Genomic DNA, 13,645 nt, shown 5'->3' with positions numbered 1-13,645 from the left:
CTGTTGTTAAAAAGAAAAAAGCCACCCTAAGGCGGCTTTGGTGTTGCGATTATATGTCAAATTAATGTCGGTTTATTACAACAAAATTGAATTTGATTTATAAAGTTAAAGTAATGCTTGCTTTAATGTTTCAGCATGTAACTTTTCATTTTTAACGTATTTGATCCATTGCTGCGCCAATCGCTCAGAACGCTTATGCTTTTCAGCTTGTTCAAATGCCAAAATGGATGCGTCGTAATTTTGCAAATTGAACTGGGCCATACCCAATGCAACATAGGCGTTGGATTCAAAATCAAGGCCGCCTTTATCCAATGCTTCACGTGCCGCATCAGCCGCTTCATTAAATAGCTCTAAGTTAATCAACACTTCCGCCAAGCGTTGGTCGTAAATACCAGAGCGCTCCTGGCTTGCTGCCTTTTCAAAGTAAGCAATCGACTTTTTATCTTCTTTAGCTTGCACATAGGCCTCAGCGATAAACGCATTGTTTTTCACGTTATCTTCGATAATGCCTTGTTCTTGCGCTTGTTTCATAACCTTGGCTGCTTTGAACGGTAGGCCGTTGAACATATACACTTGCGCCAAATTGCGAAGGTCGCTCTTCGTTTTGATAAACCCTTGCTGATAAGCCGCTTCAATCGTTGCGAGCTGATCTTTTTCTTGGCCTACTTCACCGTACATGCCGCTCAATTGCACCCAGTATTCAGGCTTGTTATACAGGGCAATCATTTTCTCTAGTACTTCAACCACCTTCTTTGGCTGCTGCTTCGAATAGTAAAGAGCACGTTGCAATACAAGCCAGTTTTCTTTTGGTGTTTTACCGTCTTTTTCTGCCAATGCGACTGCCGTGTTAATCGCCGCTAACGCTTCATCGTATTTATTCATTTGATAAAACGCTTGTGATTTTAATACGTAATAGCTATCTGGCTGTGGCTTAGTATTTATCTTGTCCCATTTCGCGAGGTAATTGACCACACCTTGATAATCTTCGTTGGCCATAGACAATTGCGCCAAGGAAAATAGCGTGCTCAGATGCAGAGACTCGGGAATGGCGTCTTCGGCAACCACTTGCTCAAATGCGTTAATCGCCTCTGGTAAGCGGTTTTCGTTGTAGTAGATAAAACCGTAGAAGTTATACATCATGGCTCGTTCATACTCGTTCATGCTTGAAGAGCGTTCTTTCACTGAGTCCAACGCCGCTAAGCCTGCTTTCACGTCACCGTCATCGGCTAATTTTTGTGCACGTGCCAGTTGGCTATAGACTTTGTCGCGCAGCGCCGGTACGCGTTTTGTTGTTTGTTCGGCATGTACCGATGCCAGTTCGACACCTGGGATCATGCTTGCCATGCTAGGCAGAACGAGTGTTGCTGATGACAAACCAGCAAACAGTAGTAATGAATTTAACTTGTTCATTGTAAACCTCATAAATCGCAACATGGGCCCCTAGCCAGCACTAAGGGCACCTAAATTTATCCGTTGATTTGGAAAGTGATTCGGTTTTGTACCCCGCCCACTTCAACCGCTTCACCGTTAACAATGCGCGGCTTATATTTGAACTTCAGTGCTGCATCCATTGCTGCTCTATCAAAGATGTCTTGTGGTTCAGCTTTTACCACCTGAGGGTCGCGCACTGTACCTTGCTTAGTCACCGTAAATTCAACGATGACATAACCTTCGATACCTCTAGACAAGGCTCTGCGCGGATATACCGGCGAGACTTTCACGATAGGCAAATACTCACCGTCACTGGTTTCCAGTGCTAGGCCTTTACCTAAGTCCACATCCGCACTGATGTCGGCGCTAAAGTCAAAGTTGTTCGCGTTAGCAGTTGCATCGTTGCTCTGTGTCTGCGGCGACTCTAAAGGCGGTGGCGGCTCTTTGGGTGTCGGTGGCTTTTGCGGTTTGCGCTCTTTTTTCTCCACCGTCTCTTCTTGTTTCAAACGTACGAAGTCGAGCACATTACCTTTAGCAGGCTCAGTCATCGCGCCTTCACCGCCGGTAATGAGCGCTTGCATGCCCAAAAACAGCATAAAGGTGACGATACCGGCGATAACTAAAGCGATTAAATAACGCATTTATCGCTCCTTAAGCTTCTTGCGCAGCGATTGACACATCGAACACACCCGCAGCTCGCGCTGCATCCATCACTTTGATAAGGGTGTCAGTCGTGGCTTTTTTGTCAGCTTGAATAACGACACTGCCTTGCGGGTTCTCCGCTTTTAAGCGTTCGATGTTTGCTTGGACCGCACGTACATCTACTTGGCGTTTGTTAATCCAAATTTCACCTTCGTCTGAAATAGCGACTAGGATGCTGGCACGTTCTTTCTTCACAGCTGTCGCCGCTTCAGGGCGGTTCACATCAATACCCGCTTCTTTCACAAAGGATGCGGTAACGATGAAGAAGATAAGCATGATGAATACCACGTCCAGCATTGGCGTCATGTTGATTTCTTCAGCTTCTTCTTCTTGAAAAATTTTACCTAATGGGGCTCTCATTTTGTCTCTCCTTGCCTGCGCCAAGACGCAGGCAGATAATCATCGCAACTAGTGGTCCAAGACCATCTTATCTTCTAACAATTCGACTTCTCGTTTCGCGCGGCGCTGCAAGAAGGTAGACGCAAATACACCTGATAGTGCGCCAACCATACCTGCCATAGTGGGGATGGTCGCTTTGGACACCCCTGATGCCATAGAGCGTGCACTACCTGTGCCTGTCACCGCCATCACATCGAATACTTCAATCATGCCGGTTACCGTACCGAGTAGACCTAACAGTGGACATAAGGCAACCATGACATTGATTAAGGCCAGGTTGGTATTAAGCTTCATGCCTGCGCGAGAGATCATCGCTTGGCGAATTTGCTCTGCGTTCCAACTGTTACGTTCATTGCGGTCATACCACGTCGCGCGTACAGACTTTTTGTATTTCACGTAACCACCGAAGAAATACATAAAGCGCTCTAGTATCAGCAACCACATCGCGAAGATGAGGATGCCGATGACCAGGAGAACCTGGCCACCTGTGTCGAGAAAATCACGAATTGCATTGATCCAATCAATCAATAGCACCATGATTTACGCTCCTTTCTCACTACGCTCAGCAATTAAACCAGCGCTTTGCTCTTGCAAGATAAGCAATAAGTTTTTAGAACGCGTGTTCAATAGCGTGTAGAGGAATACAGTTGGGATTGCCACAACTAGACCCAGTACCGTGGTAACCAAGGCTTGTGAAATACCACCCGCCATCAGTTTAGGGTCGCCTGTACCGAACAAGGTAATCGCTTGGAAGGTATTGATCATACCGGTTACTGTACCCAGTAGACCCAACAGTGGCGCGACGACAGAGATGATTTTTATAAGCGTTAGATTACGGGTGATCTTCGGCATTTCGCGTAAGATTGCTTCCGATAGTTTGAGCTCTAGCGTATCGTACGCAACGTCTGGATATTGGTCTTTCACCTTCATTACACGACCCAGAGGGTTGTCGTCACGGGCAACATTGTCTTTAAGCTGACGACGGATTTTGCCGCCGATTAGCATAAGCGAGATGAAACGCTCAAGGGCAATAATCAGTGCCAATGCACCTACCGCTAGGATAACGTAACCCACAGTGCCACCTTGATGTACACGCTCTTCAGTGTCAGGGGCTTGAACAAGCAGACCTAGAATTGAACCACCTGTTGGGTCCAGTGCGAACTGTACAAAACCATCTTTGGCTTGTTGTAACTCAGCGGCACTTGATGTGTAACGCGCAACAGGCTGACGATTCAATTCAGACAGGGTATTTGTTACGTTGTTGTACTCAAGGTACTTACCATCAGCGATTAAGTTGAAAGCACCAACGCGCATCACTTCTTTGCTTTGTTTAGCTCCGCCTTCAACAATCACTTCGGTGTTGAATCGAGACACTTTACCCTGCTCCGTCATTTCGCGCTGCAGTTCGAACCATACTTTTTCGATGTCTTCGATTGATGCCAGCTTAGAAGTCGAACCCATTTTCTGAGCGAGGTCGTCCATAAATACATCACGGCCTTGAAGCTGTGCAGACACCACTGACGTTGCAAACTTGTTTGAGCTGTCACCAGCGACTTGCTGGAGTACACCAAACAATTCTTTAAGTGTACCCATGCGGTTTTGCAATGTGTCGCTCAGTTGCGCAAGCTTCACTTCGTTTTCTTCAAAGTTTGTTTCTAGGCGCTCTGATTCTTGTAATTTCAAGTTACGAGATTGCTCTGCACTGCGAAGCATCTGCATTTGCTCGCTTTGGCGGGCAAGGAACTCTTTTTCACGTTGTTGGTTTTCTTGCGACTGGGCAACTTTACCTTGCTCAAGTGTTTTCAATAGCGCGTCTAAATCCATTGCATCATTTGCAAGTGTTGCGCTAGACATTGCCGTCAATGCTACGAATGCGGCACCTTGAGTAAATTTCTTAACTAGTTTCATGGTCGGGACCTCTTATTCCGCAGCTTGGATTGGCAGGGTTAACATATCTGGGGCTAGCTGCTTACGGGCAATGCGTAGGCCCTTGTTGATTTGGTTGATAGTTGAATCATCCAACTTCACAAACTGCTTGGTGTCTTTATCCCATGCCCCCGCTTGTTTGCCATCGCGAGTAAGGTAGATAAGCTCAAGGCGACCGATGCGTAAGAAATCAACTTCTCGCTCAACGCCATCAACGCTTAGTAGGCTGGTGTACGCTTCGATTGTGCGACCATAATCAACCTCTACTTGGTAAGCTTCCAGTACACGGCGGAATTTTTCACTTGATGCCACATCTGCGCGGTCCATCAATTTACGAAGGTGAGCAACGCGCTGGGCACGCTCTTGCTCTAGAAAAGGAACGTCTAAAGAGACAAATTGCTCCAGACCTTCAATCATGCGCAGCATCAAAGGCGTGATTTGACGCTCGATGACCGACACTTGATCCATTGACGCATTCAAGTTAGCCATTTCTTCAACTTGGTTGCTGATTTGTTTATTCAACTGCGCGTTATAAACGCTTAAGCCATCGATCTCTTTGTTTAATGCTTTGAACTTTTGCAAACGCGTTTGCATGTTGTCCGCAATGTTATCGATTTTTGTTTGAGACGCAGTGGCCAGTTTATTGATTTCACCGCTCTTATCTTTCACTGTGTCTAGTTCATTTGCCATCAACTGTGTGCTACACGCAGCTACAATTGAAGCCAAAATGAGTGGTTTAACGCCTTTCATCGCATACACCTTTTCGTTAGCTTGATGCCTAGTCGGAATACCGACGTGATTTAAGATGCTCGAAAGTGTAGAGATGAAAAGTGACAGGCGTGTTGCGCTATTAATACAGTTTGGTTACAGCTGTAACAATTTTGACTTACAAAGAGAGCCACAACCTCGACCATAACGGGTCGCTATAAAATGAACAATTGATAGGAGGACCTAATATCTACCTTGATATGGAACGTTCCAATTGGCATGCGTAAATTACACCTATGAATACGTATTCAAAGCAATAAACAAAAAAGCCAGCTATCAATTGAGCTGGCTTGAAACATCCGGGGTGATGTTATTGATTAATTGCCTAACTTAGCCTGCCACTTACCGAGTAGCTTAGGTAAACTCATCGCATACCACGCAATGAATATGTAGCACACCATAGGGATGTAGAAACTGGTTTGTAGGCCAATCGTATCTGCGGCGTACCCTTGTAATAAAGGTACCAGCGCACCACCAACAATTGCCAAACACAACCAACCCGAACCACGGCTTGTTAGTGAGCTCAGTGACTGAATTGCCAACGTAAAGATTGTTGGGAACATAATTGAGTTAAATAGACCGATGGCAATGACGGCATACATCGCCACTAAGCCAGATGTGTTGATGGTCACCAGTAGTAGGGTGATCGTCATACACGCGTTAAATAATAGCGCCTTGTGCGCCGCAACTTTTTGCAGTGCTGCCGAGCCAATAAAGCGTCCAACCATCGCGCCGCCCCAATAATAAGCTAGATAATTTGCAGCTTCGTGCTCTGCTAATCCAGCGATATCAGCTTCGCCTAAGAAGTTAACGAAGAAACTACCAATAGCTACTTCACCGCCCACATAACAAAAAATAGCAAGTACACCGAAAACTAGGTGTGGTGCTTCAGTTAACGAATGGCCTTTGGCTTGGCAATCATGTTCCTCTGAGTGCTCTTTGATTTCGGGTAGCTTTAACACCGCAAAAACCACGGCAATGGTTAGCAGAGCGGCTGCTAAGAAGAGATACGGCACTTTGACGGAATCCGCGGTTGCAGCTTCTACGGCTAGCGCTGCGCTGCCACCGAAAAGTAGAAACTTACCAACGATAGGCCCTACTGTTGTACCCAGAGAATTCAAAGCCTGCGCTAGATTTAGTCGACTTGGTGCGGTCTTAGCCGGACCAAGTGCCGCTACATAAGGATTCGCAGACACTTGCAAAATCGTTACACCCGAAGCCAGAACAAATAACGCACCTAAGAACAGCCAATATTCATGAACGGCTACAGCTGGGTAAAACAGTAAGCAGCCGGTTGAAGCGATGATCAAGCCGCTCACCACACCTTTTTTGTAGCCAAAGCGTTTAACTAGATAACCCGCCGGTAAAGACATAATGAAGTAGGCACCGAAGAAACAAAACTGAATTAACATTGCTTCGGTGTAGGTCAAATCAAAAACGGCTTTTAATCGCGGGATCAAAAGATCGTTCATTACCGTGATGAAGCCCCATAAAAAGAATAGGGTCGTCATCGCTGCGAGCGGCAAGGTATAGTTTCTTTGATTATCTGCCGCAGCAACGTAAGCCTGATTGGTATTTATCTCACTCACGTGTTGTTCTCCTTATACTTGTTGATTTTGATTCTACACATCAAATTAACAAAATCACAAAGAATAAATCGGAACGTTCCATTAAACTCAGTAACTTTTGTGTATCGAGAAAAATAACTTAGTTCATGCAAAGCTCAGCTAAGGCTGAGCAAATCAAGATAAATGTTCCTCTTTAGTTGCAATAACAACGCTTATTCACTTTCCTAAATCTAGATTTAATCCCTCTATTTGTGTGCTATCCCCTCGCCTAAGCGCCGTGAATTTTCATCAACCGCCTATAATTACCTCGCCTGTGGCAATGTTGCCGCTCAGCACGAAAAAGGAGACACGCGATGAACAAGTTCGCATTGTTACTTAGCGCGTTGTTGATTTTGTTGTCCACCAACGTATCGGCTCAATTAGAAGTTTATAAAGACTATGATTTAGGCACGACCATCCTGGAAATCACCACAGTTAAAATCGATCCCAACATGGGCGATGTCTATTTAGAAGGACTCAGGGACTCTTGGGTCAAAGCAGTGAAAATGCAAAAGGAGCTTGGCTACATAAAAGACTGGAAAATATATGCCAGCGACCTACCGCAAAGCGGCGATTTCAACATGGTGTTAGTCGTTGTTTTTGAAAAAGCATCCGATCTTGAGCCGAACAAAGAAAAATACCTCGCCTTCATGGAGAAGTGGGGTGAAGCAAATCGCGAAAATGCCCGAAAAATTTCCAAAGAATATCCAAAAGTGAGGTCACTCACCGGTCAATACAGGATGCGTGAAGTCATTATGAAATAACGACGCAATCCATTGTATTTATCTGGCCCAGCTGTATTGGGCCAACTCATCACGGGCTATCAATAGCAGGCGCAAAAAGCAGTTATTATTGCTTTTCAAATCTTTGCCATTTTTGTTGTAATAATAGATTGAAAAATAGAGACAATTTTTGCAATTTACAGCTATAACCACACTAATATGCTACGCTTTGAGAATTAAGCTTTCGCTCGTTTGTGGGTGCTAATAGGTGAGCACAGTCAAGCATCACATAAAACCTCGTACAATTGTTGCGATTATCATAATCAGTGCCCTTGTCCACATATTTTCTTTGTATTTGGGTCTGAACCAGCTGTCTGATTGGCGTTGGGTTAACATACCTATTCATACCGCCGTTGAAATTGCAGGGTCCTTCATAGCGCTGTTCGTTGCCTACTTGTTGCTGGCGTTAGAGCGAAAAGGAATTGGCACCAGTTTTAACATGCCTATCGCCGGCGCGATGGTAGGCATGGGCATCATTGATGGCGCACACGCTCTTGTATCTCCCGGTCAATTATTTGTATGGCTACACTCTTGTGCCACTTTCTTTGGCGGCCTGCTGTTTGCTGTGGTGTTGTTACCTAAAAGAATGCGCGTAAAGTTCACTTTTAGTTGGCCAAAGCTGGTGCTTATCTTTGCCGTTGTATTTTCATTTTTGTCTGCACTATTAAACGATTTTCTTCCACTGATGACAGACTCCAACGGATTTACACCAATCGCGCAATTTCTAAATACCTGCGGTGGCATTTTATTGCTACTAAGCGCGATTAAGCTGTTTTGGGCCTACAAATCACATAATCTCTCTGATGACCTGCTCTTCGTCTTACATTGCTCTATGTTCGGTTTTGCCGCGATTATGTTCCAACAATCACAACTGTGGGACTTGCCATGGTGGGGGTGGCATATATTAAGACTGCTCGCTTATGGTGTTGCCCTGTGGTTTGCGCTTTCAAGCGACTTGATGGCGCAGCTTCGAACCGAAGAGCAAAATAAAACTCTTGATGAAGAAATAAAAATAAAAAAGAACATGCTAGCTGTGATTAAACGCCGATACGACCAAGCCAACAAGCAGCATAAGACCATTTTATTTAACTTAAGTGATACCGTAATCATGACAGATGTTGACGGCATCATTTGCTCGATTAATCCCGCCGGTGAAAAGCTGTTTAAATACTCTGCGGATGACTTGATTGGCGAGCACGTAGAAAAACTGATGCCCGACCATATCGCTCATTTGCACAAGGATTACATGCTTAATCACAATGGTACAGATGAAACAACCATTATCGGCGTTAATCGAGAGCTACTGGCGATTGATAGTGAGCAACAAGAATTTCCAATTGAGCTGGCCGTTAATGTGCATGATGGCGAAGGTGAAAAACTATATATTGGTATTTTGCGCGATATTTCTGAACGCAAAAGACATGAACAACAACTACTCAAGGCCAAAGCTGAAGCCGAGCACGCGAGCGACGCTAAAAGTGCCTTTCTGGCTAACATGAGCCACGAAGTACGTACCCCCATGAATGGTATCTACGGCACATTGCAACTATTAAGTAAATCCATCACCAGCGACCGTGAGTTGGATTTGATAGACAAAGCATTGTATTCGACCCGCGCTCTCAATACGCTGATCAACGATATACTCGACTTTTCGAAGATTGAAGCGGGTAAGCTAGATATAGATCCACATCCATTTTCGTTGTCTGCACTTTTAAACTCCCTTGAGTCTGATCTACGTATGTTGTTAGCTGATAAAGATATTGTATTTACAGTTACCAATACGTTAGAACACGACCAATGGCTGGGTGATTCCGTGAGACTAAGACAAATACTGCTTAATATTTGCAGCAACGCCATAAAATTTACAGAGCAAGGTAAAGTAGCGTTACACATTGCCAGAGGTCGCTCAAAGGGCTTTGTAATTGACGTCAGCGATACGGGTATCGGTATGTCGCAAAGTGCCTTGGCACGTTTGTTCGATAGATTCGAACAAGCCGATGCATCAACAACACGCAAATATGGTGGCACTGGATTAGGCATGGCCATTACCAATTCCTTGGTTGATTTGATGGGCGGTAAAATCGATGTTTCAAGTACTGAAAATGAAGGTACTCACTTTTCAGTGTCCTTGCCGTTTGAAGAGTCAGATAAAGCCGTGGAGGTTAATCAAAGTACTCCTGAACAGAAGCTACCCGATTTGACGCCATACAGTATCTTAATAGCTGAGGACAATCATATAAATCGTATTGTTATCGAAGCCCTGTTATCCAAAACGGGTGCCCAATTGCATTTCGCCTGCGATGGTATCGAAGCACTAGAGCAAGCGACCAACTTGAGCCTCGACCTAATATTTATGGATATTCAAATGCCTAACATGGATGGCATTGAATCTTGCAAACAAATTAAGGCGGCCAGAATAGCGACACCAATTGTTGCCTTGACCGCAAACGTGATGAAAGAAGATATTTACAAATATCAACAAGAGGGGTTCGATGGCTACCTAGCCAAACCGGTAGAATTTGAGCAACTGCTGACAACACTCAATGAGTTTTTCCCTCAAATTCGCAAGGGTTAACGGCCCTTTATATCACCGGTACCGCGTTTAATGCCTAACTGGGGATACTATCGACAGAACTGGGCTGTTTTGACACAAGTATGATAGTTGTTGCTGTGTCTAACGGCCGCTAAGGTGTTGATTCAAGCAGCCGCAAGTTGGTTTTGCAGCCATTCCCTCGCCTGCGCGACGTCTTCGAAGTACGCCACATTTTGTTTTCCCAATGCTGGGGTCCGTTGCTTCAAAATGCTCCTTGTCATTGAACTATCAATGACAAACGCTTTGGCTACGAGCGCTTGGGAATTTAACCATTCGTTGTATTTATTAAGTGCTGCATAAGCTTCTGGCGTACCACCTTCAACGGCACGGTCGTCAACCAGCATCGCAAACTTTGCGCTGTGAAGGGTGTCGATAATGGCTTTGATTTTTCGAGCGTACTCATTGATGGCATTTTCATTAAAACTGCCGCTAAATATCGCTTCAATCACTTGGCCATTTAATTTAACGTCTGTGGTGCCCTGACTTAATCTATTCATCTAGCTACAACTGCTCCGCCATCAACAAGGAATTAGCCATTGTTCTTTGCGCCGATGCTATCAGCTTTTTGGCAAGTGTAAAGCCAATGTTGATGACTATTTATAGACAGGTAAAATGCGCTAAACACATGACGCTAAGCTGGCTCAGTCGCAATCGAAATTAGGCCAATCAGCGATGTGTTCCTCGATGTCTTCCATGTATACGTCTGAGTCTTTAACTATCTTGTTGCGCACGCTTATACCGGCAGCATGCATTTTTGATTTTTTGCCCTTGTTGAGCAGCGGGTGCCAGCTAGCTAAGCCGCGCCCTTCATGGAGACGACGATAACTGCAACTTAGAGGAAGATAGTAAACCTGCTCCATGTTCTCTTTTGTCAGTTTTACGCATGAAGGGACCAGCTTTTGACGCTGGTCGTACGCGCTGCAACTGCAGGTTTTATTGTCTAGGTAGTGACAAGCAATATTGGTAAACAGGAGCTCTTCGCCAGGGCGTAACTCATTTGCGAAGTCAGACTCATCGTCTTCTTCATCGCTGTCGATAAATTTGTTTAAACAACATTTACCGCAGCCATCACACACAGCTTCCCACTCTTGCTCATTCATTTGTGCAAGAGTTTTTGTTTCCCAGAACTTGTTTTCTAACATAAATACGCCCCATTAATTCGGGGCGTAGTATATCAAACTATTGGGGCGACATGCTATTGAACACTTATTGGATAGCCGGGTAACCGATGCGATCCGAAAGGTAACCAACACTCGTGACAAAATAATAAGAGCGATTCCAGTTCATTAGCGCTTTGTAATTGTCATATGCCAAATACATACGTCCGTTAGTGTCATCCGGCATCACCAATGCAGCGGTAATGTCGCGCTGGGGTAAGTCTGAACCATCCATACGCTTGAGGCCAAGCTCATTCCACTGCGTTAATGAACGCTCCGATTTCGCCCACTCTTCAAGCCATTGTTTGTGAGTGCGAGTGCCGCGCTTTAAAATAGCACTGGTATCAAAATCAGACGGTAGTTTTACTTGACGCCCCCAAGTCAGGTCATCATTCCAGCCCACACTTTTGAGGTAATTAGCAATCGATGCAAAAGCGTCTTCTTGCGTTGTCCAAATATCTTTGCGCCCGTCACCATTGTAATCCACAGCATAAGAGTTGAACGATGTTGGCATGAACTGCGTTTGCCCCATTGCGCCTGCCCAAGAACCTTTAAAGTTTTCTAGGTCGATATGGCCGTCTTTAAGAATGTCCAGCGCCGCCCAAAGTTGGTTCTTGTACATAGCCTCACGACGACCATCATAGGCCAGCGTAACTAAGCTCGAGATCACAGGGTATCCGCCCTGGATGCGCCCAAAATTACTCTCCAGGCCCCACAATGCGACAATAAAGCGTGCTTGCACGCCATATTCAGCAGCCACTTTTTCGAGTATATCTTGATGCTTTTTATACAGTTCACGGGCCTGCTGAACTTTCCAATCAGGTACGCGCTTTGGCAGATAGGTTTCCAGCGTTTCTTTAACTTCCGGCTGGTTCTTATCTGCGCTAATCACCTTAGGTTTAAATTGAATAGTGGCAAATGCCTCATTGAGGAGCTGCTCACTGTAGCCTTTGTCCAGCGCTTCCACTTTCAATTTAGCTACATAAGCGTCGAAAGCTGCTTGTTGCTGTTCAACACTTTTTATCTGCGAGTCCGCCAGAGAAGGAAACGATAACGTTGCTGCTACTACCACACCTAGTGTGGACTTAGTTGCAGGCTTGAATGCGCTGGCTAAATACTTGCTGATTTTTTTAATCACGCTCTACTCCATTTTGCTTTTTGAATTCGTCCAACAAGTTTTCTGTCGGAGGGGGAAGTTGTAAATAAAACCCCTTGTCGCTTAATTCTTCCTTAACCTTGTTAATATCGGCTAATGCAAGCTGTGTTTTTGTTGCAAGATTAATCAACATTACGAATTTCGGGGTACCAAACATATCCATAAGTGGCTTAGGTACATCATCAAAAAAATCACGTTTTGGCAAGTAAAGGTAGGTATCTGGTTTTTTCTTGCTCTTATATACTGCACACAGCATGTTTTTAAGGCCTTTAAGTTGTTGCGAAACATACTTTGACACTATACCATGAGACATTATTTATGTGGTAAGTTTAGTGGCCAAGCTCAACACCGAAATCTGCGTAAACTCAGGTTCACACGCACAACTCGGTGATACTAATAATTCGGCCACACAAGTATGAGCGCTTATGTCGGAACAATTATTCGAATTAAAAGGGAATCTCTTCACACTTTCAGTACTGCGTTTACTAACGTCGGACTTTGACGCATTGAGCAATCAGCTCGGCGCCAAAATTGCGCAAGCTCCAAAATTCTTTGCTGGTGCTCCTATCGTCGTTAATCTCGAAGCGCTAGACGGTATTCATCTTGATTTTTCACACCTCAAAACCCTGTTAAAGGGATTGGACTTTAATCCAGTGGGTGTGTGTAGCGGTGATGAAGAACAACACAAGGCCGCCAAGGAAGCTGGCTTTTCAGTACTGAACTATTCAAAAGACTCTCAACAAACTAAACCTCAAGCACAAAAACCTACAGCACAAGAAGAGCAAGTAGAGCCTACTTTGGTTATTGAAGCCACTGTTCGCTCTGGGCAACAAGTGTATGCCAAAGGTCGCGATTTAATTGTGTTAGGTTCAGTCAGTCACGGCGCCGAAGTCATCGCCGATGGCCATATTCACATTTACGGTACTCTGCGTGGCCGAGCAATTGCTGGTGCGCAAGGTAACAAAGACGCCACAATATTCTGTCAAAAACTCGAAGCGGAACTCGTTTCAGTTAATGGTAGTTATTGGATCAGTGATTCACTGCAAGGTGAGCTATGGGGCCAACCAGCCTGTATTCGCCAGCGCCAAGATTCACTTCATATATCAGCTTTGGTTAAAGGATAA

General features: G+C 44.9%; 14 protein-coding genes. 3 read left to right on the top strand and 11 right to left on the bottom strand.

Translation table 11 applies throughout. The features are described from left to right. Positions 1 to 105 precede the first annotated feature (105 nt). From V1358_RS14935 to V1358_RS14905, 7 genes are all read right to left on the bottom strand, one after another. Positions 106 to 1,410, bottom strand: coding sequence for a tetratricopeptide repeat protein (locus V1358_RS14935; protein ID WP_347394039.1), 1,305 nt, complete (start codon positions 1,408 to 1,410; stop codon positions 106 to 108). A gap of 56 nt (positions 1,411 to 1,466) precedes the next feature. After that, the gene (locus tag V1358_RS14930; RefSeq protein ID WP_347394038.1) at positions 1,467 to 2,072 is read right to left on the bottom strand and encodes an energy transducer TonB; all 606 of its coding nucleotides are present in this window, start codon (positions 2,070 to 2,072) and stop codon (positions 1,467 to 1,469) included. A 10-nt stretch (positions 2,073 to 2,082) separates the two neighbouring features. After that, positions 2,083 to 2,493 carry an ExbD/TolR family protein gene (locus tag V1358_RS14925; RefSeq protein ID WP_105214017.1) on the bottom strand — a complete coding sequence of 137 codons (411 nt, stop codon included), beginning with the start codon at positions 2,491 to 2,493 and terminating at the stop codon, positions 2,083 to 2,085. Positions 2,494 to 2,541: 48 nt separating this feature from the next. Continuing rightward, on the bottom strand, positions 2,542 to 3,069 hold the full coding sequence (locus tag V1358_RS14920; RefSeq protein ID WP_347389878.1) for a MotA/TolQ/ExbB proton channel family protein: 528 nt from the start codon (positions 3,067 to 3,069) through the stop codon (positions 2,542 to 2,544). 3 nt (positions 3,070 to 3,072) lie between these two features. Next, on the bottom strand, positions 3,073 to 4,440 hold the full coding sequence (locus V1358_RS14915; protein ID WP_347394037.1) for a MotA/TolQ/ExbB proton channel family protein: 1,368 nt from the start codon (positions 4,438 to 4,440) through the stop codon (positions 3,073 to 3,075). 12 nt (positions 4,441 to 4,452) lie between these two features. Next, the gene (locus tag V1358_RS14910; protein WP_347389880.1) at positions 4,453 to 5,208 is read right to left on the bottom strand and encodes a DUF3450 domain-containing protein; all 756 of its coding nucleotides are present in this window, start codon (positions 5,206 to 5,208) and stop codon (positions 4,453 to 4,455) included. A 335-nt stretch (positions 5,209 to 5,543) separates the two neighbouring features. Continuing rightward, positions 5,544 to 6,815 (bottom strand): sugar MFS transporter, encoded by a 1,272-nt coding sequence (locus V1358_RS14905; RefSeq protein ID WP_347394036.1) that lies wholly within the window; start codon positions 6,813 to 6,815, stop codon positions 5,544 to 5,546. A gap of 332 nt (positions 6,816 to 7,147) precedes the next feature. On the opposite strand from V1358_RS14905, the gene V1358_RS14900 reads away from it, so the two are divergent. Both V1358_RS14900 and V1358_RS14895 read left to right on the top strand, forming a co-directional pair. Then, positions 7,148 to 7,597 (top strand): hypothetical protein, encoded by a 450-nt coding sequence (locus tag V1358_RS14900; protein WP_347389882.1) that lies wholly within the window; start codon positions 7,148 to 7,150, stop codon positions 7,595 to 7,597. A 226-nt stretch (positions 7,598 to 7,823) separates the two neighbouring features. Then, positions 7,824 to 10,190 carry an ATP-binding protein gene (locus tag V1358_RS14895; RefSeq protein WP_347394035.1) on the top strand — a complete coding sequence of 789 codons (2,367 nt, stop codon included), beginning with the start codon at positions 7,824 to 7,826 and terminating at the stop codon, positions 10,188 to 10,190. Between the two features lie 122 nt (positions 10,191 to 10,312). Here V1358_RS14895 and V1358_RS14890 read toward each other — a convergent pair whose 3' ends face one another. The 4 genes from V1358_RS14890 to V1358_RS14875 form a co-directional block, all read right to left on the bottom strand. Beyond that, positions 10,313 to 10,705 (bottom strand): STAS/SEC14 domain-containing protein, encoded by a 393-nt coding sequence (locus V1358_RS14890; protein ID WP_347394034.1) that lies wholly within the window; start codon positions 10,703 to 10,705, stop codon positions 10,313 to 10,315. A gap of 144 nt (positions 10,706 to 10,849) precedes the next feature. After that, the gene (locus tag V1358_RS14885; RefSeq protein WP_347394033.1) at positions 10,850 to 11,350 is read right to left on the bottom strand and encodes a YcgN family cysteine cluster protein; all 501 of its coding nucleotides are present in this window, start codon (positions 11,348 to 11,350) and stop codon (positions 10,850 to 10,852) included. Positions 11,351 to 11,414: 64 nt separating this feature from the next. Then, positions 11,415 to 12,404 (bottom strand): lytic murein transglycosylase, encoded by a 990-nt coding sequence (locus V1358_RS14880; protein ID WP_347390101.1) that lies wholly within the window; start codon positions 12,402 to 12,404, stop codon positions 11,415 to 11,417. A 91-nt stretch (positions 12,405 to 12,495) separates the two neighbouring features. Then, positions 12,496 to 12,777, bottom strand: coding sequence for a YcgL domain-containing protein (locus V1358_RS14875; protein WP_347390102.1), 282 nt, complete (start codon positions 12,775 to 12,777; stop codon positions 12,496 to 12,498). Between the two features lie 169 nt (positions 12,778 to 12,946). Here V1358_RS14875 and minC point away from each other — a divergent pair, with 169 nt between their 5' ends. Continuing rightward, positions 12,947 to 13,645, top strand: a complete 699-nt coding sequence (gene minC, locus V1358_RS14870; RefSeq protein ID WP_347394032.1) for a septum site-determining protein MinC — start codon at positions 12,947 to 12,949, stop codon at positions 13,643 to 13,645.

This window comes from Pseudoalteromonas pernae (assembly GCF_039831865.1).
Classification (GTDB): domain Bacteria; phylum Pseudomonadota; class Gammaproteobacteria; order Enterobacterales; family Alteromonadaceae; genus Pseudoalteromonas; species Pseudoalteromonas pernae.
The sequence above is the reverse complement of the archived record's forward strand: the minus strand, read 5'-3'. Positions and strand labels throughout refer to the sequence as shown.

Excerpts from the sequence above, each read along its gene's own strand:
- V1358_RS14935 (WP_347394039.1), bottom strand. The coding sequence starts at position 1,410 with ATGAACAAGTTAAATTCATTACTACTGTTTGCTGGTTTGTCATCAGCA.
- V1358_RS14930 (WP_347394038.1), bottom strand. The coding sequence starts at position 2,072 with ATGCGTTATTTAATCGCTTTAGTTATCGCCGGTATCGTCACCTTTATG.
- V1358_RS14925 (WP_105214017.1), bottom strand. The coding sequence starts at position 2,493 with ATGAGAGCCCCATTAGGTAAAATTTTTCAAGAAGAAGAAGCTGAAGAA.
- V1358_RS14920 (WP_347389878.1), bottom strand. The coding sequence starts at position 3,069 with ATGGTGCTATTGATTGATTGGATCAATGCAATTCGTGATTTTCTCGAC.
- V1358_RS14915 (WP_347394037.1), bottom strand. The coding sequence starts at position 4,440 with ATGAAACTAGTTAAGAAATTTACTCAAGGTGCCGCATTCGTAGCATTG.
- V1358_RS14910 (WP_347389880.1), bottom strand. The coding sequence starts at position 5,208 with ATGAAAGGCGTTAAACCACTCATTTTGGCTTCAATTGTAGCTGCGTGT.
- V1358_RS14900 (WP_347389882.1), top strand. The coding sequence starts at position 7,148 with ATGAACAAGTTCGCATTGTTACTTAGCGCGTTGTTGATTTTGTTGTCC.
- V1358_RS14890 (WP_347394034.1), bottom strand. The coding sequence starts at position 10,705 with ATGAATAGATTAAGTCAGGGCACCACAGACGTTAAATTAAATGGCCAA.
- V1358_RS14885 (WP_347394033.1), bottom strand. The coding sequence starts at position 11,350 with ATGTTAGAAAACAAGTTCTGGGAAACAAAAACTCTTGCACAAATGAAT.
- V1358_RS14875 (WP_347390102.1), bottom strand. The coding sequence starts at position 12,777 with ATGCTGTGTGCAGTATATAAGAGCAAGAAAAAACCAGATACCTACCTT.
- minC (WP_347394032.1), top strand. The coding sequence starts at position 12,947 with ATGTCGGAACAATTATTCGAATTAAAAGGGAATCTCTTCACACTTTCA.